Consider the following 21,017-nt stretch of genomic DNA (forward strand, 5'->3'; position numbering starts at 1 on the left):
ACGAACAACCCCGCACCGCGCGTGGGAGTGGGGGTCGAGGTGGGTGGGCACGGCTCTGTCAGCGAGCACAAACAACCAACGCACGATACTACGTGGTTCCGGGGCGCTACGCAACCGCGCCCCGAGCCCGCAGGGCTGCCGCGGCTCGGGCTGCGCGGCACGCACCGCGGATCAGGGCTGACGACGACGACGCGGCGGCGTCGTCACACGTCCGTGGCCAGCTGGCCGCACGCACCGTCGATGTCGGAACCGCGGGTGTCGCGCACCGTGGTGGGGATGCCGTGGGCGCGCAGGCGTTCCACGAAGTTCTGCTCCACGCCGGGGCGCGAGGCGGTCCACTTGGACCCCGGGGTGGGGTTCAGCGGGATGGGGTTCACGTGCACCCAGCCGCCGCCTCGCTTGTTGAGCTTCTCGCCCAGCAGGTCCGCGCGCCAGCCCTGGTCGTTGATGTCCCGGATCAGGGCGTACTCGATGGACACGCGCCGGCCCGTCACGTCGTAGTAGTCACGGGCGGCGTCGAGGGCCTCGTCCACCTTCCACCGGGTGTTGATGGGGATCAGCTCGTCGCGCAGCTCGTCGTCCGGCGCGTGCAGGGACAGGGCCAGGGTGATCGGCAGCTTCTCGCGCGTGAACTTCCGGATGCCGGGCACCAGCCCCACCGTGGACATCGTGAGCCCGCGCGCGGAGATGCCGAGGCCCTCCGGGGAGGGGTCGATGATGCGGTGCACCGCACCCATGGTCGCGCGGTAGTTGGCCAGCGCCTCCCCCATGCCCATGAAGACGATGTTCGACACCCGCTGCGGGGCCTCCTCCGGGTCCCCCACGGCGCCGTCGCGCAGGGCCCGCACGCCCTGGACCACCTGGTCCACGATCTCCGCAGCAGAGAGGTTGCGGGTCAAACCGGACTGTCCCGTCGCGCAGAACGGGCAGTTCATGCCGCAGCCGGCCTGCGAGGAGATGCACATGGTCACCCGCTTGTCGTAGCGCATCAGCACGGACTCGACCATCGCGTTGTCGAACAGGCGGTGCACCGACTTCACGGTCATGCCCTGGTCCGCGCGCAGCTGCTTGACGGTCTTCAGCAGCGGCGGCATGGCCTTGGCCACCAGGTCCTCCCGCTGGTCCGCGGGCAGGTCCGTCATCGCGGCCGGGTCCGACTCGAAGCGCTCGAAGTAGTGCTTGGACAGCTGGGAGGCGCGGAACGCGGGGTAGCCCGCCTCCTTCAGCAGCTGCTTGCGGCCCGCCATGTCCAGGTCCGCCAGGTGCACGGGCGGCTTGCCGCGACGGGCGGGCTTGAAGACGAGCTGGCCCGCCTCCGGGCGCGGGGTGATCTCTACGGGCTGGGCAGTCATGGTTTTCCTCTCCCTGTTCTCAGGGGTGACGGGGCCGGGTGAAGGCTCCTCAGACGGTGGCGCCCGGTAGGCGGGGCCGGTCAGCGGGGCATGGCACCGGGTGAACTCAGTCGGTGGGGACGGGAACGGGGTGCACACCGAGCGGCTCGAGCTCGGAAGCGCCGCCGTCCTCGGCGGTCAGCACCCACACGCCCTGGCTGTGCCGGCACACGGTGTGCTCCCACTGGCTCGCGCGCGAACCGTCCACGGTCACGACGGTCCAGTCGTCCTCGAGGGTACGGGTCTCGATGCCGCCGCGCACGAGCATGGGCTCGATCGCCAGCGCCATGCCGGTGACGAGCCTGGGGGTCCTGCCGTCCACGGCGAAGTTCGGGACGTCCGGGTCCATGTGCATCTCGGTGCCGATGCCGTGGCCCACGTAGTCCTCCAGGATGCCCAGGCGCGAGCCCACCGTGGTGCGCACGTAGGTCTCCACGGCCAGGCCGATGTCCCCCACGTGGGTTCCGGTGGCCATGGCCGCGACACCGCGCCACATGGCCGCGCGCGTGACGTCCGAGAGCTCCTGGTCCGCGGGGTCGCGGTGCTCCCCCACGAGCACTGTACGCGCGGAGTCCCCGTGCCAGCCCTCGACGATCGCGCCGCCGTCGATCGAGATGATGTCTCCGTCCACGAGCTCCCGCTCGCCCGGGATCCCGTGGACCACCTCGTCGTTGACGGAGGTGCACACCGTGGCCGGGTAGCCGTAGTAGCCGAGGAAGTTGGACCCGGCGTCGTACTCGTCCAGGACGGCGCGGAACGCGCGGTCCAGGTCCGCGGTGGTGGCACCGGGCACGGCCGCTGCCACGGCGGCGTCGAGCGCGCGCGACGTCACCACGCCCGCCCGGGCCATGACGGCCAGCTCGGCGTCCGACTTCACTTGGATCTTGCGGCGTCCGAACACGGTGCCACGTTCCTTCCTCGAGGGGGCCCACAGAGGCCTCGGTGCCGAGACCCGGCGGGTGTCAGTGCTGAGCCCCCGGCGCGATGCCGCGCATCGGTGCCGGGGGCTCGGGGTGGTGAGGCGGACTCAGCTGGGCAGCTCCGTGAGGATCCGCTCGGTCACCTCGTCGATGCTGCCGAGGCCGTCCACGCGCGAGACGATGCCGCGCTGCTCGTAGACGTCGACCACCGGGGCCGTCTGCTCGTCGTAGACGTCCAGGCGGTGGCGGATGACGTCCTCGGTGTCGTCCGTGCGGCCCTGCTCCCGGGCACGGCCGAGCAGCCGGGCCACGAGTTCGTCCTTGTCCGCCGTGAGCAGCAGCACCACGTCCAGCGAGACGCCGTTGGCCTCGAGAATGCGGTCCAGCTCCTCGACCTGCGCGACCGTGCGCGGGTAGCCGTCCAGCAGGAAGCCCTGCTCGACGTCCTGCTGCGATAACCGGTCCCGGACCATGCGGTTGGTCACGGAGTCCGGTACGAGGTTGCCGGCGTCCGTGTAGGTCTGGGCCTCGTGGCCCAGCTCCGTCTGCTCCTTGATGTTCGCGCGGAAGATATCCCCCGTGGAGATGGCGGGCACGCCCAGGCGGTCGCAGATCCGCTCGGCCTGGGTACCCTTGCCCGCGCCGGGCGGTCCGATGATCAACATGCGGGTCATGCTCTCTCCTTGCGTCAGCGTGCACTTCCTACCGGATTCTACCGGCCCGAGGACGCGGTCCACCGGCCGCGTCCCAGCCCCCGGGCGTGCGGGCCAGGGTGCACGCCGGGCCCGACGAGCTCAGGCGCGCAGCAGGCCCTCGTGGTGACGCTGCTGCAGCTGGGCGTCGATCTGCTTCACGGTGTCCAGGCCCACACCCACCATGATCAGCAGCGAGGGACCGCCGAACGGGAAGTTCTGGTTGGCGCCGAAGGCCACGAGCGCGATGAGCGGGATCATCGAGATGACGCCCAGGTACAGCGCTCCCGGCAGGGTGATGCGGGTCAGCACGTAGCGCAGGTAGTTCTCGGTGGGGCGCCCGGCCCGGATGCCGGGGATGAAGCCGCCGTAGCGCTTCATGTTGTTGGAGACCTCTTCCGGGTTGAACGTGATGGACACGTAGAAGTACGTGAACGCCACGATCAGCAGGAAGTACACGGTCATGTAGACGGGGTGGTCGCCGCGGGCGAGGTAGGTGTTGATCCACGTGACCCAGCCCGGGATGGGGCTGCCGTCGTCCGGAGTGGCGAACTGGGCGATCATCGTGGGCAGCATCAGCATGGAGGACGCGAAGATGATGGGAGTCACGCCGGCCATGTTGACCTTCAGCGGGATGTACGTGCTCGTGCCGCCGATGGTGCGGCGCCCGACCATGCGCTTCGCGTACTGCACCGGGATCCGACGCTGCGACTGCTCCACGAACACCACGCACGTGATGACCACCAGGCCGATCGCGCACACGCCCAGGAAGATGCCCCACCCGCGGGTCCGAAGGATCTCGCCGAGGGCGTTGGGGAACGTGGCGGCGATGGAGGTGAAGATCAGCAGCGACATGCCGTTGCCCACGCCGCGGTCCGTGATGCGCTCACCGAGCCACATGATCACGGTGGTGCCCGCGGTCATGGTGAGGATCATGATGACCAGCACGGGCAGCGAGTCGTCCGGGATGATCGGCAGCGAGCAGTTGCCCAGCAGGTTGCCGGAGCGGGCCAGGGAGATCACCGTGGTCGCGTTCAGCGCGGCGAGCCCGATCGTGAGGTAGCGCGTGTACTGCGTGAGCTTCGTCTGCCCCTGGGCGCCCTCGTCGTGCAGCTCCTGGAAGCGCGGGATGACCACGCGCAGCAGCTGGATGATGATGCTCGCCGTGATGTAGGGCATCACGCCCAGCGCGAAGATCGACAGCTGCAGGAGTGCGCCGCCGCTGAACAGGTTGACCAGGTCGTACGCACCACCGGTGGTGTTGCCCATCGCCAGGCACTGCTGGACGTTGCCGTAGTCCACACCGGGTGCGGGGATGAACGTTCCCAACCGGTAGATCACGATGATCCCGAGGGTGAACAGCAGCTTGTTGCGCAGTTCCGGCGTGGTGAACGCCCGCGCGAAAGCACTGAGCACAGGTCCTCCTTCAGAAGCGTGGTGGCCCGGTCGGTTCCGACCCCGGGCAAGTCTAGCCAAGGATGCGCGCGCAGCCGCGTGGCCCGCGTGACAACATCCTGGTAAAGCAGCGGGCCCCGCGCCGGCAATCCGGCACGGGGCCCGCTCCAGTTCAGGGATTCACCCTACAACCGGACGCTGGTCTGCGCTCACGCGTTCTGCGTGGACCCGCCAGCCGCGGCGATCTTCTCGGCCGCGGAGGCTGAGAACTTGTCCGCGGTGATGTTCAGGGCCACGGAGATCTCTCCGCTGCCCAGCACCTTGACGGGCTGGTTCTTGCGAACCGCGCCCTTGGCGACCAGATCCGCGACGGTGACGGTGCCACCCTCGGGGAACAGCTCGCCCAGACGGTCCAGGTTCACGACCTGGTACTCCACGCGGAACGGGTTCTTGAACCCGCGCAGTTTGGGCAGACGCATCTGCAGCGGCAGCTGGCCGCCCGCGAAACCGGCCTTGACCTGGTACCGCGCCTTGGTGCCCTTGGTGCCGCGACCGGCGGTCTTGCCCTTGGAGGCCTCACCGCGGCCAAGACGGGTCTTGGCCTGGTGCGATCCGGGGGCGGGACGCAGGTGGTGGACCTTCAGAGCGTGGCGCTTGCTCTCGGTGTTCTCAGCCATGCTCAAGCCTCCTCAACCTCTACGAGATGCGACACCGTGTTGATCATGCCCACGGTGGCCGCATCGGCCTTCCGCTCCACGACCTGGCCCGGACGCTTGAGACCGAGCGAACGCAACGTGTCGCGCATGTTCTGCTTCTGACCGACCACGGAGCGGACCTGCTTCACGAGCAGGGTCGCGCCGGTGGCCTGAACGCGCTTTCCGTTCATCAGGCACCTGCCTTCTGGATCTCACGCAACAGCGGCGCGGGAACGACCTCGTCCATGGGCAGCCCACGACGGGCGGCCACGGACGCGGGCTCCTCGAGCTCACGCAGCGCCTGGATGGTCGCGTGCACGATGTTGATCTGGTTGGACGAGCCGAGCGACTTCGACAGCACGTCGTGGATGCCGGCGCACTCCAGCACGGCGCGCACCGGACCACCGGCGATCACACCGGTACCCGGCGTGGCCGGACGCAGCATGACGACACCGGCCGCCGCCTCACCCTGCACACGGTGCGGGATGGTGCGGTCCTCGATGCGGGGGACCCGGAAGAAGTTCTTCTTGGCCTCCTCGACACCCTTGGAGATCGCGGCGGGAACTTCCTTAGCCTTGCCGTAGCCGACACCGACCATGCCGTTGCCGTCACCGACGACCACCAGGGCGGTGAAGCTGAAGCGACGACCACCCTTGACGACCTTGGACACGCGGTTGATGGTCACGACGCGCTCGAGGAACTTGTCCTTGTCGTCGTCCCGACCGCCACGTCCTCCGCGGCCACCGCGGTCGTTGCCACGGCCGCCACGGTCGTTGCCGCGACCGCCACGGTCGTTGCCGCGACCGCCGCGCTCGTTGCGGCTGCCGCGTCCACCGCGGTTCTCGTCGGTCCCCTGACGGCTCGAGGCGGAGGCCTCGGTCGTCTCGTTGGAACCGGTGGTGGCTTCACTCACCTGAGTTTCCTTCTCGTTCTTCTGCTCGCTCACAGCGCCAGACCTCCTTCACGGGCACCCTCGGCCACCGCGGCCACACGGCCGTGGTACTTGTTGCCGCCGCGGTCGAACACGACGGTCTCGATCCCCGCGGCCTTGGCGCGCTCGGCGATCAGCTCACCGATGCGCTTGGCCTTGGCGGTCTTGTCGTCCGACGAGGCGCGCAGGGCGTCCTCCATGGTGGACGCCGAGACGAGGGTGAAGCCCTTGTCGTCGTCGATCACCTGGGCGACCATGTGGCGCGTGGAACGCGTGACCACCAGGCGGGGGCGCAGCGCGGTTCCGGCGATGTTCTTGCGCACGCGGCGGTGACGCCGTGCCCGCTGAGCAGCCTTCGACTTGCCCTTGATTACGAGAGCCATGATTACTTACCAGCCTTTCCGGCCTTGCGGCGGATCTGCTCGCCGGCGTAACGAACACCCTTGCCCTTGTAGGGATCGGGCAGACGCAGGGAGCGGATCTTCGCGGCGACCTGGCCAACCTGCTGCTTGTCGATGCCGGACACGGCGACCTTGTTGTTCCCCTCGACCGAGAGCGTGATGCCCTCCGGCGCGCTGAAGGGAACCGGGTGGCTGTAGCCCAGGGCGAACTCGAGGTCGGCGCCCTTGGCCTGCACGCGGTAACCGGTGCCCACGATCTCCAGCTGCTTGGTGTATCCCTCGGACACACCCTGGATCATGTTGGCGATCAGGGAACGCGTGAGACCGTGCAGCGAGCGGGACTCGCGCTCGTCGTTGGGGCGGGACACCTGAACGGTGCCGTCCTCGACGACCACGGTGATCGGCGCCGCGACGGTCTGGGTGAGGGAGCCCTTGGGGCCCTTCACCGACACCACGGAACCGTCCACGGAAACCTCCACACCGGCGGGCACAGAGATCGGGAGACGTCCAATACGTGACATGTCTTCTTCCTTTCTTCTTCTGTGCTACCGGTTACCAGACGTACGCGAGGACTTCCCCGCCCACGCCCTTCTTGCCGGCCTGCTTGTCAGTCAGCAACCCGGAGGAGGTGGACAGGATCGCGATACCGAGGCCACCGAACACCCGAGGGAGGTTGGTGGACTTCGCGTACACGCGCAGGCCCGGCTTGGAGATGCGGCGAACACCGGCGATTGAGCGCTCACGGTTGGAACCGAACTTCAGCGACAGGGTCAGCGTCTTGCCGACCCGCGCGGGCTCTTCGCTCCAGTCCGCGATGTAGCCCTCGGCCTTGAGGATCTCCGCGATCCGAGCCTTCAGCTTGGAGTACGGCATGCTCACGGTGTCGTGATAGGCGGAGTTCGCGTTGCGCAGACGCGTCAGCATGTCTGCCACAGGATCTGTCATTGTCATGTGGGCTTCAGCCCTTCCTCGTCAGGGTTTCCCTGCCGGTTACAGCCCGCAGGGACCTTCTGACGTCGATGAATCAGTTGGTCTTGAACGGGAAGCCGAGCGCCTTGAGCAGCGCGCGACCCTCGTCGTCGGTCTTGGCGGAGGTGACCACGGTGATGTCCATGCCGCGGACGCGGTCGATCCGGTCCTGGTCGATCTCGTGGAACATGGACTGTTCCGTCAAGCCGAAGGTGTAGTTGCCGTTGCCGTCGAAGTGACGGTCCGACAGGCCACGGAAGTCACGGATGCGCGGCAGCGCGAGCGTGACCAGACGGTCCAGGAACTCCCACATGCGGTCGCCACGCATGGTGACGTGCGCGCCGATGGGCATTCCCTCGCGGAGCTTGAACTGCGCGATGGACTTCTTGGCACGGTTGACCACGGGCTTCTGGCCGGTGATGGCGGTGAGGTCCTTGATGGCGTTGTCCACCAGCTTGGAGTCCTTGGCCGCCTCGCCCAGACCCATGTTGACCACGACCTTGACCACGCGGGGCATCTCCATGACGTTCGAGTAGCCGAACTGTTCCTGAAGGGCCGGGGCCACGGTCTCCTGGTACTTGGTCTTGAACCGGGGGGTGAACTTGATTTCGGTCGTTTCGCTCATCACAGATCCTTGCCGGTGCTCTTGGACACGCGAACGCGGACGGTCTTCTGCTTGCCGTCGCGCTCCACGGTCTCGGTGCGGTAGCCCACACGGGTCGGCTTGCCGGTCTCGGGATCCACGAGCATCACGTTGGAGATGTGGATCGGAGCCTCAACCTTGACGAGGCCGCCGGCTTCGCCCTGGGCGTTGGCGCGCTTGTGCTTGGTCACCACGTTGACACCCTCGACCACCACGCGGGAGGTCTCGGTGTTCACGCGCAGAACCTTGCCCTGCTCGCCCTTGTTCTTGCCGGTGATGACCTGCACGAGGTCGCCGGTCTTGATCTTGAATTTCGCCATGTCAGAGCACCTCCGGAGCCAGCGAGACGATCTTCATGAACTTCTTGTCGCGCAGCTCGCGGCCCACGGGACCGAAGATGCGCGTGCCGCGGGGGTCCCCGTCGTTCTTCAAGATCACTGCGGCGTTCTCGTCGAAACGGATGTAGGAACCGTCGGGACGGCGCCTCTGCTTCTTGGTACGGACCACAACCGCCTTCACGACGTCGCCCTTCTTGACGTTGCCGCCGGGGATGGCGTCCTTGACGGTGGCGACGATGACGTCACCAATGCCTGCGTAGCGGCGTCCGGATCCACCGAGCACACGGATGGTGAGAATTTCCTTCGCACCCGTGTTGTCGGCCACCCTCAGCCGCGATTCCTGCTGAATCACTGAATACTCCTGTCGTCGCGCTGGTTCTCATCCAAACCTGCTGAATGTCGAGCCTTGCGGAACGGTGGTCGTGTGAACGCTCCGCGTCACGGTGCTCCCCGTGGCCGTAGGAGGGGCCCGGGGCGTGTGCAGAGTTGTACGCGGTGGACGTTCGCACGTGGTGGGCGGGTGATCCCGCCTGCTGCTCCCCTCGGATTCGCGACCGTGCGCAGAATCAACGAGCAAGATGTGCAGCCTTCGCCGCACCTCGGTGCAGCGGAGCCGCACCGTGGCGTGCCACGGCGGCTTGCTTCCGTCCTGCGGCCCGCGCTCGAGGCGCACACCCGGGACGTGATTCTGACTCAGCAGGGTCGAAGTCAGAGTGAGAGCACACGTGCGTCGACACGCGTACCGGCCCACTCTACCGCGTTCGGGGCAGATCACCAACCGGGGTCGACGCCCTGGAGACGGCCGTCCCCGGCCGGCCCGGCGGCGTCGTCGCCGCGTGGTCCGGTCCGTGAGGGCCGGGGAAGAGCTCCACGAGAGCGGGGACGAGCCCCTCCCGCCAGCAGGCATAGTCGTGGCCCCCGTTGAAGCGCCGGTAGCGCAGGCTCGCGGGGGTCTGTCGCAGCTGCTCGGCGAAGTGGTCGTGGGGACCGGTCAGGACCCACTCCTGCTCGCCGACCTCCATCACGATCCTGGTCCGCTCCAGCGCGCGTGCACCGTCCGCCTCGACGAGGGCCCGCAGCTCGTCCTCCGGGTAGGGCTGCCACAGCGACGACGACTGCGCGACGGCGCCCGCCACCGCGTCCGGCCGGCGCAGGGTGCACAGGATGGCCGAGAGACCGCCGAGGCTCTGGCCCGCGGTGGCCACTCGCTGCGGTTCGAGGCACACCCCCGCGCGCTGCGCGACCCACGGCAGCAGCTCGTCCGCGAGGTAGTCCTCGATCCCGCCGGTTCCGTCCAGCTCGACCCACCGTTTCCTGGTGCCGCCGGAGTCCAGGAGCACCAGGTGCACAGGAGCCAGTGCACCGGCCGCGACCGCTGCACGCACGGCACCCACCACCCCCTGCTCCCACCAGACCTCGCCGTCGAAGAGCACGACCACCGGGGCGGTGCTCGCCCCCTCCCCCGGTGCCACACCGCAGGACTCCACGAGCACCCGGTGATCAGCGGGTGCCGAGAGCCACTGCGGCACGGGGGCCTCGGGGTCAGGGCGCACCGGCCACGGGGACACGCCTGCCTCCGCCAGGGAGACGACGCTCAGCTCCCGTCCGCCCCGGGCCGGGCAGCGCTCGGGGTTGCGGGGATCGGGCACGCCGCGGTCCAGGGCTGCGCGGACGCCCACCTGGTCGGAGACCGCGCTCCACGGCGCGGGACGACCCTGCGGGACGGGCAGGAAGCAGTAGGAGGCACGCCAGGTGGCGGCCATGAGGTAGCCCAGGTGCCACACGTCGGTGCCCGGCAGACGGCGCATCAACGAGTCCTGGAGACGGGACTCGTCCGTCAGCCGGTTGACGAACAGCAGCACCTCGTCCGCATGGGCGTCCTCGTAGAGGAACGTCACGTACTCGCATCGGCTGCCGTCCACCCCGGCAGGCCCCGTCTCGCGCAGCGGGGTCCCGGCCCGCAGGGCCTCGGCGATCGCACGACGCACCGTCTCGCCCTCCGCAGGGGAACCGGGCGTGAGAGCACGCTCCCACGCGAGCACCGACGGACCATCCGCCAGCGGTACCGGCTCCGGCCGCGGCAGCTTGGGCGGGCGGCGTCGGGCCCCCGGCTCGTGCGCTGATGCAGGACTCATGGGTGCACGACCTTCCGAGCGGTGCGCTTGCGAATGCGTGGGTCGAGGTTCCCGATGACGCCGTAGCGGCGCCCCTGGGTACGACGAAGGCCCCGCTCCGGAACGAACCGGAACGGGGCCAACGAATGATCGCTCATCGCGAAGGACTTACTTGGCCTTCTCGACGATCTCCACGATCCGCCAGTTCTTGTCGGCGGACAGCGGACGGGTCTCGGCGATGCGCACGAGGTCGCCGACGCCGCAGGCGTTCTCCTCGTCGTGCGCCTTGACGCGCTTGGACTTGCGCAGCACCTTGCCGTAGAGCGCGTGCTTGACGCGATCCTCGACCTGGACCACCACGGTCTTGTCCATCTTGTCGGAAACCACGTAGCCCCGGCGGGACTTGCGGTCACCGCGCTCGGCCGCGGCCGTTTCGTTGTTGACCTGCTCGCTCACTTGGCATCACCCTCGGACTTGGCAGCCTTCTTCGAGGCTTTCTTCTCGGTCTTCTCAGCAGCCGGCGCCACGTCCTCGCGGATCCCGAGCTCGCGCTCACGCAGCACGGTGTAGATCCGGGCGATGTCACGCTTGACGGACTTCAGCCGACCGTTGCCCTCGAGCTGACCGGTTGCCGCCTGGAAGCGCAGGTTGAACAGCTCTTCCTTGGACTTGCGCAGCTGATCGGTGAGGGCACCGGTGTCAAGAGCCGAGAGGTTGTCCATGTTCAGATCCTTGGACCCAATAGCCATTGATCATTCACCGCCTTCGCGACGCACGATGCGTGCCTTCATCGGGAGCTTGTGGATTGCCAGGCGCAGCGCCTCACGGGCCACTTCCTCGCTCACACCGGAGATCTCGAACATCACGCGTCCGGGCTTGACGTTGGCGATCCACCACTCGGGGGAACCCTTACCGGAACCCATGCGGGTCTCGGCGGGCTTCTTGGTCAGGGGACGGTCCGGGTAGATGTTGATCCAGACCTTGCCGCCACGCTTGATGTGGCGGGTCATGGCGATACGCGCGGCCTCGATCTGACGGTTCGTGACGTACGCCGGGCTCAGAGCCTGGATGCCCCACTCACCGAACGTGACCTGCGTTCCGCCCTTGGCCTCTCCCCGACGGCGCGGGCGGTGCTGCTTGCGGAACTTCACACGACGTGGGATGAGCATTACTTACCACCCTCTGCGTTGTTGGCCTCCGCGGCGGTGTTCTGCTGCGGGGCGGCCGCGGAGTCGCGCTCACGGCGCCCACCACGGTCGTTGCGGTCATTGGGACGACGACGACGCTCGCCGGCACCGCCGCCGCGGCGGTCGTTGCGTCCGCGCGAGGACGGAGCAGCGGCCTGCTGGGCAGCCAGTTCCTTGTCGGTGAGGTCGCCCTTGTAGATCCAGACCTTCACGCCGATGCGGCCGAAGGTGGTCTTGGCCTCGAAGAACCCGTAGTCGATGTTCGCACGCAGGGTGTGCAGGGGCACACGGCCTTCGCGGTAGAACTCCGAACGGGACATCTCCGCACCGCCCAGACGGCCGGCGCACTGGATACGGATACCCTTGGCGCCCGCACGCTGCGCGGACTGGATGGCCTTCTTCATGGCGCGACGGAACGCGACACGCGAGGCGAGCTGCTCGGCAACGCCCTGGGCCACGAGCTGAGCATCGATCTCGGGGTTCTTGACCTCGAGGATGTTCAGCTGGATCTGCTTGCCCGTGAGCTTCTCGAGCTCACCGCGGATCCGGTCCGCCTCGGCGCCGCGGCGGCCGATGACGATGCCCGGGCGAGCCGTGTGGATGTCCACGCGGACACGGTCACGGGTGCGCTCGATCTCGACCTTGGAGATGCCGGCGCGGTCCATGCCCTTGGACATGAGCTCGCGGATCTTCACGTCCTCGCGGATGTAGTCCTTGTAGCGCTGACCCGGCTGGTTCGAGTCCGCGTACCAGTGCGAGACGTGGTCGGTGGTGATGCCCAGACGGAATCCGTTGGGGTTGATTTTCTGTCCCACTTAGCGGACCTCCTCCTTCTCCGGGGTCGCCACGACCACGGTCACGTGGCTCGTGCGCTTGTTGATGCGGTACGCACGGCCCTGGGCACGCGGCTGGAACCGCTTCATGGTCGGACCCTCGTCCACGAAGGCGGCGGAGACCACGAGGTCTTCCGGCTTGAACGCGAGACCCTCGCGGTCGGCCTTCTGCCGGGCATTCGCCACGGCGGACTCGAGCACCTTGAACACCGGCTCGGAAGCTGCCTGGGGGGCAAACTTCAGAATCGCCAATGCCTCATTCGCCTGCTGGCCACGAATCAGGTTGACGACGCGCCGGGCCTTCATAGGCGTCACGCGGATGTAGCGCGCAGATGCCTTGGCTTCCATTGCTTTCCTTCTCTCGTCTTGTCGAAGAAGTGCAGCGTTCTCACCCCGAGGGGTCAGCGACGCTTGCCCTTCTTGTCGTCCTTCACATGGCCGCGGAACGTGCGGGTGGGGGCGAATTCGCCGAGCTTGTGCCCGACCATCGACTCAGTGATGAACACCGGGACATGCTTGCGTCCGTCGTGCACGGCGATCGTGTGGCCGAGCATGTCGGGCACGATCATCGAGCGGCGGGACCACGTCTTGATGACGTTCTTGGTGCCCTTCTCGTTCTCCTTGGCGACCTTCACGAAGAGGTGCTGATCAACGAAAGGGCCCTTCTTGAGGCTGCGTGGCATTAGTCAGGCTCCTTAGCGCTTGTTCTTGCCGGTACGACGACGACGCACGATGAGCTTGTCGCTTTCCTTGTTGGGGCGACGGGTGCGTCCCTCGGGCTTACCGTTCGGGTTGACCGGGTGACGACCACCGGAGGTCTTGCCCTCGCCACCACCGTGCGGGTGGTCCACGGGGTTCATGACCACACCGCGCACGGTCGGGCGGATGCCCTTCCAGCGGTTGCGGCCGGCCTTGCCCCAGTTGATGTTCGACTGCTCGGCGTTGCCGACCTCGCCGATCGTCGCGCGGCAGCGCACGTCCACGTTGCGGATCTCGCCGGAGGGCAGGCGCAGCTGGCCGTACTTGCCCTCACGGGCGACGAGCTGCACGGAGGCACCGGCGGAACGGGCGAGCTTGGCTCCCCCACCCGGACGCAGCTCCACGGCGTGGATCACGGTGCCCACGGGGATGTTGCGCAGCGGCAGGTTGTTGCCCGGCTTGATGTCCGCGTTGGGACCCGACTCCACGACGTCGCCCTGCTTCAGGCGGTTCGGCGCGATGATGTAGCGCTTCGTGCCGTCCACGTAGTGCAGCAGCGCGATGCGCGCGGTGCGGTTCGGGTCGTACTCGATGTGGGCGACCTTGGCGTCCACGCCGTCCTTGTCGTGACGACGGAAGTCGATCACGCGGTACTGGCGCTTGTGCCCACCACCCTTGTGACGGGTGGTGATGCGGCCCGTGTTGTTGCGGCCGCCCTTCTTGGGCAGGGGACGCACCAGGGACTTCTCGGGCGTGGTGCGCGTGATTTCTACGAAGTCCGACACCGACGAGCCGCGACGGCCCGGGGTTGTCGGCTTGTGCTTACGGATAGCCATGTTTTGAGTTCCTCGTTAAAGTGGTCTCCGCTCAGGAGAGCGGACCGCCGAAGATGTCGATGGAGCCTTCCCGGAGGGACACGACGGCACGCTTGGTTGCCTTGCGCTGTCCCCAGCCGAAGCGCGTGCGCTTGCGCTTGCCGGGACGGTTGAGAGTGTTCACGGACGCAACCTTCACACCGAAGATGTGCTCGATCGCGAACTTGATCTCGGTCTTGTTCGCCGAGGGATCCACCTGGAAGGTGTACTTGCCCTCGTCGATCAGGCCGTAGGACTTCTCGGAGACCACGGGACGGATGATGACGTCGCGCGGGTCCTTGTTGTAGATAACGCTCACTTCGCGTCCTCCTGCTTGCTACCGGACGCAGCTGCGACGAACGAGTCGTAGGCGGCCTTGGTGAAGACCACGTCGTCCGAGACGAGCACGTCGTACGTGTTGAGCTGGTCGGCGTACACGGCGTGCACGTCCACCAGGTTGCGCACGGACAGCGCGGCGGTGTCCTCGCCGCGGCCCAGCACGACCAGCAGGTTCTTGCGCTCGGAGACCGAACGCAGAGTGTCCTTGGCGGCCTTCGTGGACGGCTGCTCGCCGCTCACGATCTGCGCCACCACGTGGATGCGGCCGTTGCGTGCCCGGTCCGAGAGGGCACCGCGCAGGGCGGCGGCCTTCATCTTCTTGGGCGTGCGCTGGGAGTAGTCACGCGGCGTGGGGCCGTGCACCACGCCACCGCCGGTCATGTGAGGAGCGCGGATGGAGCCCTGACGAGCCCGGCCGGTGCCCTTCTGCTTGAACGGCTTGCGGCCCGCGCCCGAGACCTCGGCGCGCGTCTTGGTCTTGTGCGTGCCCTGGCGGGCGGCGGCCAGCTGGGCGACGACGACCTGGTGCAGCAGCGCCACATTGGTCTGCGCGTCGAAGATCTCAGCGGGCAGCTCGACGTTGACGGTTTCAGTTGCCATGAGTATCAAGCTCCCTTCACGGAGGAACGGACGAGGACGACCGATCCCTTGGGGCCCGGCAGGGCGCCCTTGATGAGCAGCAGGGAGTTCTCGGCGTCGACCGCGTGCACGGTCAGGTTCATGGTCGTGTGACGGGCGTTGCCCATCCGGCCGGCCATGCGCATGCCCTTGAACACGCGTGCGGGGTACGACGCGCCGCCGATGGAACCCGGCTTGCGGTGGTTCTTATGTGCACCGTGGGAGGCGCCCACGCCGGAGAAGCCGTGACGCTTCATGACACCGGCGGTGCCCTTGCCCTTGGTGGTGCCGACGACGTCAACCTTGGCGCCGGACTCGAAGAGCTCCACGGACAGTGCCTGTCCCAGCTCGTAGTCGGCGGCGTCGGAAGTACGAAGCTCGACGACGTGGCGGCGGGGCGTCACGCCGGCAGCGGCGAAGTGACCGGCCAGGGGCTTGGTCACCTTGCGGGGATCGATCGCACCGAAGCCGATCTGGACGGCGTTGTAGCCGTCCTTGTCCTCGTTGCGCAGCTGCGTCACGACGTTGGAGTCGGCCTTGACCACGGTCACCGGCACGAACTTCCCGTTCTCGTCCCAGACCTGGGTCATGCCGAGCTTGGTGCCCAGCAGGCCCTTCACCTGGCGTTCGAAAGTGGTAGTCATTGGGGTGCGATCCTTTTTACAGCTTGATTTCGATGTTCACGTCAGCGGGCAGGTCGAGACGCATGAGCGAGTCGACGGCCTTGGGCGTGGGGTCGATGATGTCGATCAGCCGCTTGTGCGTGCGCATCTCGAAGTGCTCACGGCTGTCCTTGTACTTGTGCGGCGAGCGGATGACGCAGTACACGTTCTTCTCGGTGGGCAGCGGGACGGGTCCCACCACCGTTGCACCTGCGCGCGTCACCGTCTCAACGATCTTCCGGGCCGAGACGTCGATGACCTCGTGGTCATAGGACTTCAGCCGGATGCGGATTTTTTGTCCCGCCATGGCGTCGTGACTCTCTTTCTTCAAGTACTTCCCTGTATGGAGTCCAGGACTCCTTGTGCTCGGCGGTGTCTCCCGCCACCCCGCACAGACTGAATCCGGACGATTCCGGGTTCCTCACCCTGTCGGGGCTCCGGCACCCGAACTCGGGCGTGTCGCGGGGAGCGACGCGGCCGAATCCACACACATTGATCCGGTGCCGGTGAAAAGTGGCTGTTCGCGGCGCGGTCGCGCGGACTTCGGTGCATTGCGTTTGCTTCGGTTGCACAACTGCCTTGCACCCGGTTCTCGCGATGACGTCCGTTCGTGCTGAGCGCGCGATTTCTCGCGCCGCTGAGCGAACAACAGCGGCCATTCTGCCAGAGAATGGCGGGGGTGCGCAAACCCGGGCACGGAAAAGCCCCGCACTCCCCTGAGGGGAGTGCGGGGCGTTTCACAGGTCAGGCGCAGCGCCTCACCCGGTGATCATCGACATTACTTGATGATCTTGGTGACGCGGCCCGAGCCCACGGTGCGGCCACCCTCACGGATGGCGAAGCCGAGGCCCTCCTCCATGGCGATCGGCTGGATCAGCTCGACCGTCATCTCGGTGTTGTCACCGGGCATGACCATCTCGGTGCCCTCGGGCAGCGTGATGACGCCGGTGACGTCCGTGGTGCGGAAGTAGAACTGCGGGCGGTAGTTCGAGTAGAACGGGTTGTGACGCCCGCCCTCTTCCTTGGACAGGATGTAGACGTTGGCCTCGAAGTCCGTGTGCGGGGTGATGGAACCCGGCTTGCAGACAACCTGGCCGCGCTCGACGTCGTCGCGCTTGAGACCGCGCAGCAGCAGGCCGCAGTTCTCGCCGGCCATGGCCTCGTCCATCTGCTTGTGGAACATCTCGATGCCAGTGACCGTGGTCTTCTGAACGGGGCGGATGCCCACGATCTCGACCTCGGAGTTGATCGGCAGGGTACCGCGCTCGGCGCGGCCCGTCACCACGGTGCCACGACCGGTGATGGTGAAGACGTCCTCGATGGGCATCAGGAAGGGCTTGTCGGTGTCGCGGACCGGGTCCGGCACGTTCTCGTCCACGGCCTCCATGAGGTCCTCGACGGACTTGACCCACTGGGGGTCACCCTCGAGGGCCTTCAGCGCGGAGACGCGCACGACGGGAGCGTTGTCGCCGTCGAAGCCCTGGTCCGACAGCAGCTCGCGGACCTCCATCTCGACGAGGTCGAGCAGCTCTTCGTCGTCGACCATGTCGGACTTGTTCAGCGCGACCAGCAGGTAGGGCACGCCCACCTGGCGGGCGAGCAGCACGTGCTCGCGGGTCTGCGCCATGGGGCCGTCGGTGGCGGCGACCACGAGGATCGCGCCGTCCATCTGAGCGGCACCGGTGATCATGTTCTTCACGTAGTCCGCGTGGCCCGGGGCGTCCACGTGGGCGTAGTGGCGCTTGTCGGTCTGGTACTCGATGTGCGCGATGTTGATCGTGATGCCGCGCTGCTTCTCCTCCGGGGCGGAGTCGATGGCACCGAAGTCGCGCTGCTCGTTGACGTCCGGGTACTTGTCCGCCAGGACCTTGGAGATCGCAGCGGTGAGCGTGGTCTTGCCGTGGTCAACGTGGCCGATGGTGCCGATGTTGAGGTGCGGCTTGTTGCGCTCGAACTTGGCCTTCGCCATGGTGTGTTCCTCCTAGAACATTGAGGTGAGACTTGCTCGACTGCTCCGGGCCACGGAGCCTGTGACCACAGCGCGGCAAGCGCTGCGCGTGTCGAAACCTGTGCAAGTCTACTTCTGGATTGTGATCTTACTGAAATTGTGGGGTGGGACCCCGGTGGGTCACTCGCCGCGGTTCTTCTGGATGATCTCCTCGGCGACCGCCTTGGGGACCTCCGAGTAGCTGTCGAACTGCATCGAGTACACGGCGCGGCCCTGGGTCTTGGACCGCAGGTCGCCGATGTAGCCGAACATCTCGGACAGCGGCACGAGTGCCGAGACGAGCTTGACGCCCGTGACGTCCTCCATGGACTGGATCTGGCCACGGCGCGAGTTGAGGTCGCCGATGACGTCGCCCATGTACTCCTCGGGCGTGCGCACCTCGACGGCCATCAGCGGCTCGAGCAGGACCGGGTTGGCGCGGCGGGCGCCTTCCTTGAAGACCATGGAACCGGCGATCTTGAACGCCATCTCCGAGGAATCGACGTCGTGGTAGGCGCCGTCCACCAGGGTGGCCTTGACGCCCACGACCGGGTAGCCGGCCAGGATGCCGAGCTGCATGGCGTCCTGGATGCCGTGGTCCACGGAGGGGATGTACTCGCGCGGCACGCGACCACCGGTCACGGCGTTGTCGAACTCGTACAGCTCCTCGGCGTCGAGCGGCAGCGGCTCGAAGGAGACCTGCACCTTCGCGAACTGGCCGGAACCACCGGTCTGCTTCTTGTGGGTGTAGTCGACCTTCTCGACGGCCTTCTTGATCGTCTCGCGGTAGGCCACCTGGGGCTTGCCCACGTTGGCCTCGACCTTGAACTCGCGCTTCATGCGGTCCACCAGGATGTCCAGGTGGAGCTCGCCCATGCCGCCGATCTCGGTCTGACCGGTCTCGTCGTTGAGGGACACCGTGAAGGTGGGGTCCTCCGCCGAGAGCTTCTGGATGGCCGTGGAGAGCTTCTCCTGGTCACCCTTGGTCTTGGGCTCGATGGCCACGAAGATCACCGGCGCCGGGAAGCTCATGGACTCCAGCACGATCTGGTTGCTCGGGTCCGAGAGGGTGTCACCGGTGGTGGTGTCCTTCAGACCGATCGCGGCGTAGATGTGACCGGCGGAGATCTCGTCCACCGGGTTCTCCTTGTTGGAGTGCATCTGGAAGAGCTTGCCGATGCGCTCGCGCTTGCCCTTGGTCGAGTTCATGACCTGCTCGCCGGCCTTGGCCTTGCCGGAGTACACGCGGATGTACGTGAGCTGGCCGTAGAACGGGTGCGAGGCGACCTTGAACGCCAGCGCCGCGAAGGGGCCGTTGGCGTCCGCGGTGCGGGTCATGACCTCTTCCTCGTCGTTGACCGCGTGACCCTGCACGTCCTCCACGTCGAGCGGGGAGGGCAGGTAGTCCACCACGGCGTCGAGCATGGGCTGCACGCCGCGGTTCTTGAACGCGGAGCCGCACAGCACGGGGTACGCCTGCGAGTTGATCGTGAGCTTGCGGATGCCGGCCTTGATCTCGGCCTCGGTGAGCTCCTCGCCGCCGAGGTACTTCTCCATGAGGTCGTCGTCCGCCTCGGCCACGGCCTCGACGAGCTGGTTGCGGTAGTCGTCCGCGCGGTCCTTGAGGTCCTCGGGGATCTCGCGGGTCTCGTACTTGGCACCCAGGGAGACGTCGCCCTTGGAGTCGCCCTCCCAGACGAGCGCCTTCATGGTCACGAGGTCGATGACGCCCACGAAGTCGTTCTCCGCGCCGATCGGCAGCTGGAGCACGAGCGGCGTGGCACCGAGACGGGACTTGATGGTGTCCACGGTGAAGTAGAAGTCCGCGCCCAGCTTGTCCATCTTGTTGACGAAGCAGATGCGGGGGACCTCGTACTTGTCCGCCTGACGCCACACGGTCTCGGACTGGGGCTCCACGCCCTCCTTGCCGTCGAAGACCGCCACGGCGCCGTCGAGCACGCGCAGGGAGCGCTCGACCTCGACCGTGAAGTCCACGTGGCCCGGGGTGTCGATGATGTTGATCTGGTAGTCGTGCCAGTAGCACGAGGTCGCGGCGGAGGTGATGGTGATGCCGCGTTCCTGCTCCTGCGCCATCCAGTCCATCGTGGAGGCACCGTCGTGCGTCTCGCCGAGCTTGTGGTTGATGCCCGTGTAGAACAGGATTCGTTCGGTGGTCGTGGTCTTACCGGCATCGATGTGAGCCATGATGCCGATATTGCGGACCTTGTTGAGGTCGGTAAGCACGTCGAGTGCCACGATGGTTCCCTTCGTAAAAGGTGGTGCCGGGCCCTGACGTCGGCCCCGCACAGGGCGGGGCCGACAGGACTACCGAATTTTACCAGCGGTAGTGGGCGAAGGCCTTGTTGGATTCGGCCATCTTGTGGGTGTCCTCGCGGCGCTTCACAGCGGCACCGAGACCGTTGGAGGCGTCGAGGATCTCGTTCTGCAGACGCTCGGTCATGGTGTTCTCGCGGCGAGCCTTGGAGTAGCCGACGAGCCAGCGCAGGGACAGCGCCTGGGCGCGGCCGGCCTTGACCTCGACCGGCACCTGGTAGGTGGCGCCGCCCACGCGACGGGAGCGGACCTCGAGGGCCGGCTTCACGTTCTCGAGGGCCTTCTTCAGGGTGGCCACGGGATCGGAGTTGGTCTTGTTGCGCACACCCTCGAGGGCACCGTAGACGATGCGCTCGGCGGTGGACTTCTTGCCGTCCTGCAGGACCTTGTTGATCAGCTGCGTGACCACGGGCGAGCCGTAGACGGGATCGACGACGAGGGGGCGCTTGGGAGCGGGACCTTTACGAGGCATTACTTCTTCTCCTTCTTGGCGCCGTAGCGGGAGCGGGCCTGCTGGCGACCCTTGACACCCTGGGTGTCGAGCGCGCCACGCACGATCTTGTAGCGGACACCGGGGAGGTCCTTCACACGACCGCCGCGGACGAGCACGATGGAGTGCTCCTGCAGGTTGTGGCCCTCACCGGGGATGTAGGCCGTGACCTCCACGCCGCCGTTGAGCTTCACGCGGGCGACCTTGCGCAGCGCCGAGTTCGGCTTCTTGGGCGTGGTGGTGAACACGCGGGTGCAGACGCCGCGCTTCATGGGGTTGCCCTTGAGCGCGGGAGCCTTGGTCTTCACGACCTTGGAGTGCCGGCCCTTGCGGACCAGTTGCTGGATAGTTGGCACAGTGCCTCCTGGTGGAGCGGACTCCGGCGACTGCCGGACCCGCTGGTGACGGGACGGTGACTCCGGGCCTCACGCGCGGACGGCCACCGGGCGCGAGGGCTGGTGAACGGTGTCCGTGCATGACGAAACATGGCATCTAGGTACAAGGTGCGTACCAGTGGACCGTGTC

The 21,017-nt window shown here is 67.0% G+C and carries 29 protein-coding genes; all 29 read right to left on the minus strand.

Annotated elements, in window-relative coordinates; genetic code table 11:
• Positions 1 to 203: 203 nt before the first annotated feature.
• Positions 204 to 1,352 (minus strand): dual-specificity RNA methyltransferase RlmN, encoded by a 1,149-nt coding sequence (gene rlmN, locus KVA01_RS00675; RefSeq protein WP_141268522.1) that lies wholly within the window; start codon positions 1,350 to 1,352, stop codon positions 204 to 206.
• Between the two features lie 106 nt (positions 1,353 to 1,458).
• Entirely contained in the window at positions 1,459 to 2,292 is an 834-nt protein-coding gene (map, locus tag KVA01_RS00680; RefSeq protein ID WP_082810251.1) for a type I methionyl aminopeptidase, read from the minus strand.
• Positions 2,293 to 2,418: 126 nt separating this feature from the next.
• Positions 2,419 to 2,985 carry an adenylate kinase gene (locus KVA01_RS00685; protein WP_141268524.1) on the minus strand — a complete coding sequence of 189 codons (567 nt, stop codon included), beginning with the start codon at positions 2,983 to 2,985 and terminating at the stop codon, positions 2,419 to 2,421.
• Between the two features lie 120 nt (positions 2,986 to 3,105).
• Positions 3,106 to 4,419 carry a preprotein translocase subunit SecY gene (secY, locus tag KVA01_RS00690; protein ID WP_068467979.1) on the minus strand — a complete coding sequence of 438 codons (1,314 nt, stop codon included), beginning with the start codon at positions 4,417 to 4,419 and terminating at the stop codon, positions 3,106 to 3,108.
• 188 nt (positions 4,420 to 4,607) lie between these two features.
• Positions 4,608 to 5,075, minus strand: coding sequence for a 50S ribosomal protein L15 (rplO, locus tag KVA01_RS00695; protein ID WP_068467981.1), 468 nt, complete (start codon positions 5,073 to 5,075; stop codon positions 4,608 to 4,610).
• Between the two features lie 2 nt (positions 5,076 to 5,077).
• Positions 5,078 to 5,284 (minus strand): 50S ribosomal protein L30, encoded by a 207-nt coding sequence (gene rpmD, locus KVA01_RS00700; RefSeq protein ID WP_068467983.1) that lies wholly within the window; start codon positions 5,282 to 5,284, stop codon positions 5,078 to 5,080.
• Positions 5,284 to 6,039, minus strand: coding sequence for a 30S ribosomal protein S5 (gene rpsE, locus KVA01_RS00705; RefSeq protein ID WP_068467985.1), 756 nt, complete (start codon positions 6,037 to 6,039; stop codon positions 5,284 to 5,286). The genes rpmD and rpsE overlap by 1 nt, the downstream gene beginning before the upstream one ends.
• Positions 6,036 to 6,407, minus strand: a complete 372-nt coding sequence (gene rplR, locus KVA01_RS00710; RefSeq protein ID WP_068467987.1) for a 50S ribosomal protein L18 — start codon at positions 6,405 to 6,407, stop codon at positions 6,036 to 6,038. The genes rpsE and rplR overlap by 4 nt, the downstream gene beginning before the upstream one ends.
• Positions 6,408 to 6,409: 2 nt before the next feature.
• Positions 6,410 to 6,946 carry a 50S ribosomal protein L6 gene (gene rplF, locus KVA01_RS00715; RefSeq protein WP_068467989.1) on the minus strand — a complete coding sequence of 179 codons (537 nt, stop codon included), beginning with the start codon at positions 6,944 to 6,946 and terminating at the stop codon, positions 6,410 to 6,412.
• A gap of 31 nt (positions 6,947 to 6,977) precedes the next feature.
• Entirely contained in the window at positions 6,978 to 7,376 is a 399-nt protein-coding gene (rpsH, locus tag KVA01_RS00720; protein ID WP_012397701.1) for a 30S ribosomal protein S8, read from the minus strand.
• Between the two features lie 73 nt (positions 7,377 to 7,449).
• Entirely contained in the window at positions 7,450 to 8,019 is a 570-nt protein-coding gene (gene rplE / locus KVA01_RS00725; RefSeq protein ID WP_068467991.1) for a 50S ribosomal protein L5, read from the minus strand.
• Positions 8,019 to 8,357: a 50S ribosomal protein L24 gene (gene rplX / locus KVA01_RS00730; protein ID WP_068467993.1), complete on the minus strand. Its 339-nt coding sequence runs from the start codon at positions 8,355 to 8,357 to the stop codon at positions 8,019 to 8,021. The genes rplE and rplX overlap by 1 nt, the downstream gene beginning before the upstream one ends.
• 1 nt (position 8,358) lies before the next feature.
• Positions 8,359 to 8,727: a 50S ribosomal protein L14 gene (gene rplN / locus KVA01_RS00735; protein WP_012397698.1), complete on the minus strand. Its 369-nt coding sequence runs from the start codon at positions 8,725 to 8,727 to the stop codon at positions 8,359 to 8,361.
• 400 nt (positions 8,728 to 9,127) lie between these two features.
• Positions 9,128 to 10,510, minus strand: a complete 1,383-nt coding sequence (locus tag KVA01_RS00740; RefSeq protein ID WP_141268526.1) for an enterochelin esterase domain-containing protein — start codon at positions 10,508 to 10,510, stop codon at positions 9,128 to 9,130.
• A 147-nt stretch (positions 10,511 to 10,657) separates the two neighbouring features.
• The gene (gene rpsQ / locus KVA01_RS00745) at positions 10,658 to 10,945 is read right to left on the minus strand and encodes a 30S ribosomal protein S17 (protein WP_141268528.1); all 288 of its coding nucleotides are present in this window, start codon (positions 10,943 to 10,945) and stop codon (positions 10,658 to 10,660) included.
• On the minus strand, positions 10,942 to 11,238 hold the full coding sequence (rpmC, locus tag KVA01_RS00750) for a 50S ribosomal protein L29 (RefSeq protein ID WP_068467999.1): 297 nt from the start codon (positions 11,236 to 11,238) through the stop codon (positions 10,942 to 10,944). Before rpmC ends, rpsQ begins: the two co-directional genes overlap by 4 nt.
• Positions 11,239 to 11,241: 3 nt before the next feature.
• Positions 11,242 to 11,658 (minus strand): 50S ribosomal protein L16, encoded by a 417-nt coding sequence (gene rplP / locus KVA01_RS00755; RefSeq protein ID WP_068468000.1) that lies wholly within the window; start codon positions 11,656 to 11,658, stop codon positions 11,242 to 11,244.
• Entirely contained in the window at positions 11,658 to 12,491 is an 834-nt protein-coding gene (gene rpsC / locus KVA01_RS00760) for a 30S ribosomal protein S3 (protein WP_068468002.1), read from the minus strand. Before rpsC ends, rplP begins: the two co-directional genes overlap by 1 nt.
• Positions 12,492 to 12,857 (minus strand): 50S ribosomal protein L22, encoded by a 366-nt coding sequence (gene rplV / locus KVA01_RS00765; RefSeq protein WP_055085353.1) that lies wholly within the window; start codon positions 12,855 to 12,857, stop codon positions 12,492 to 12,494.
• A gap of 53 nt (positions 12,858 to 12,910) precedes the next feature.
• Complete coding sequence (gene rpsS, locus KVA01_RS00770; protein WP_035959716.1) at positions 12,911 to 13,192, minus strand: 30S ribosomal protein S19; 282 nt, start codon at positions 13,190 to 13,192, stop codon at positions 12,911 to 12,913.
• Positions 13,193 to 13,204: 12 nt separating this feature from the next.
• Positions 13,205 to 14,044, minus strand: coding sequence for a 50S ribosomal protein L2 (gene rplB / locus KVA01_RS00775; protein WP_068468004.1), 840 nt, complete (start codon positions 14,042 to 14,044; stop codon positions 13,205 to 13,207).
• 31 nt (positions 14,045 to 14,075) lie between these two features.
• Positions 14,076 to 14,381: a 50S ribosomal protein L23 gene (gene rplW, locus KVA01_RS00780; RefSeq protein ID WP_068468007.1), complete on the minus strand. Its 306-nt coding sequence runs from the start codon at positions 14,379 to 14,381 to the stop codon at positions 14,076 to 14,078.
• Positions 14,378 to 15,001: a 50S ribosomal protein L4 gene (rplD, locus tag KVA01_RS00785; protein ID WP_068468009.1), complete on the minus strand. Its 624-nt coding sequence runs from the start codon at positions 14,999 to 15,001 to the stop codon at positions 14,378 to 14,380. Before rplD ends, rplW begins: the two co-directional genes overlap by 4 nt.
• Positions 15,002 to 15,006: 5 nt before the next feature.
• The gene (gene rplC / locus KVA01_RS00790; RefSeq protein WP_068468011.1) at positions 15,007 to 15,663 is read right to left on the minus strand and encodes a 50S ribosomal protein L3; all 657 of its coding nucleotides are present in this window, start codon (positions 15,661 to 15,663) and stop codon (positions 15,007 to 15,009) included.
• A 16-nt stretch (positions 15,664 to 15,679) separates the two neighbouring features.
• On the minus strand, positions 15,680 to 15,988 hold the full coding sequence (gene rpsJ / locus KVA01_RS00795) for a 30S ribosomal protein S10 (RefSeq protein ID WP_003803825.1): 309 nt from the start codon (positions 15,986 to 15,988) through the stop codon (positions 15,680 to 15,682).
• A 471-nt stretch (positions 15,989 to 16,459) separates the two neighbouring features.
• A complete protein-coding gene (tuf, locus tag KVA01_RS00800; RefSeq protein WP_141268530.1) occupies positions 16,460 to 17,650 on the minus strand; it encodes an elongation factor Tu in 1,191 nt (396 codons plus the stop codon).
• Between the two features lie 159 nt (positions 17,651 to 17,809).
• Entirely contained in the window at positions 17,810 to 19,924 is a 2,115-nt protein-coding gene (fusA, locus tag KVA01_RS00805; protein WP_068468012.1) for an elongation factor G, read from the minus strand.
• Positions 19,925 to 20,003: 79 nt separating this feature from the next.
• Entirely contained in the window at positions 20,004 to 20,474 is a 471-nt protein-coding gene (gene rpsG, locus KVA01_RS00810; protein ID WP_012397685.1) for a 30S ribosomal protein S7, read from the minus strand.
• Positions 20,474 to 20,848 (minus strand): 30S ribosomal protein S12, encoded by a 375-nt coding sequence (rpsL, locus tag KVA01_RS00815; protein ID WP_012397684.1) that lies wholly within the window; start codon positions 20,846 to 20,848, stop codon positions 20,474 to 20,476. The genes rpsG and rpsL overlap by 1 nt, the downstream gene beginning before the upstream one ends.
• Positions 20,849 to 21,017: the final 169 nt, after the last annotated feature.

This window comes from Kocuria varians (genome assembly GCF_006539885.1).
In the GTDB taxonomy this organism is placed as follows: Bacteria; Actinomycetota; Actinomycetes; order Actinomycetales; family Micrococcaceae; genus Kocuria; species Kocuria varians.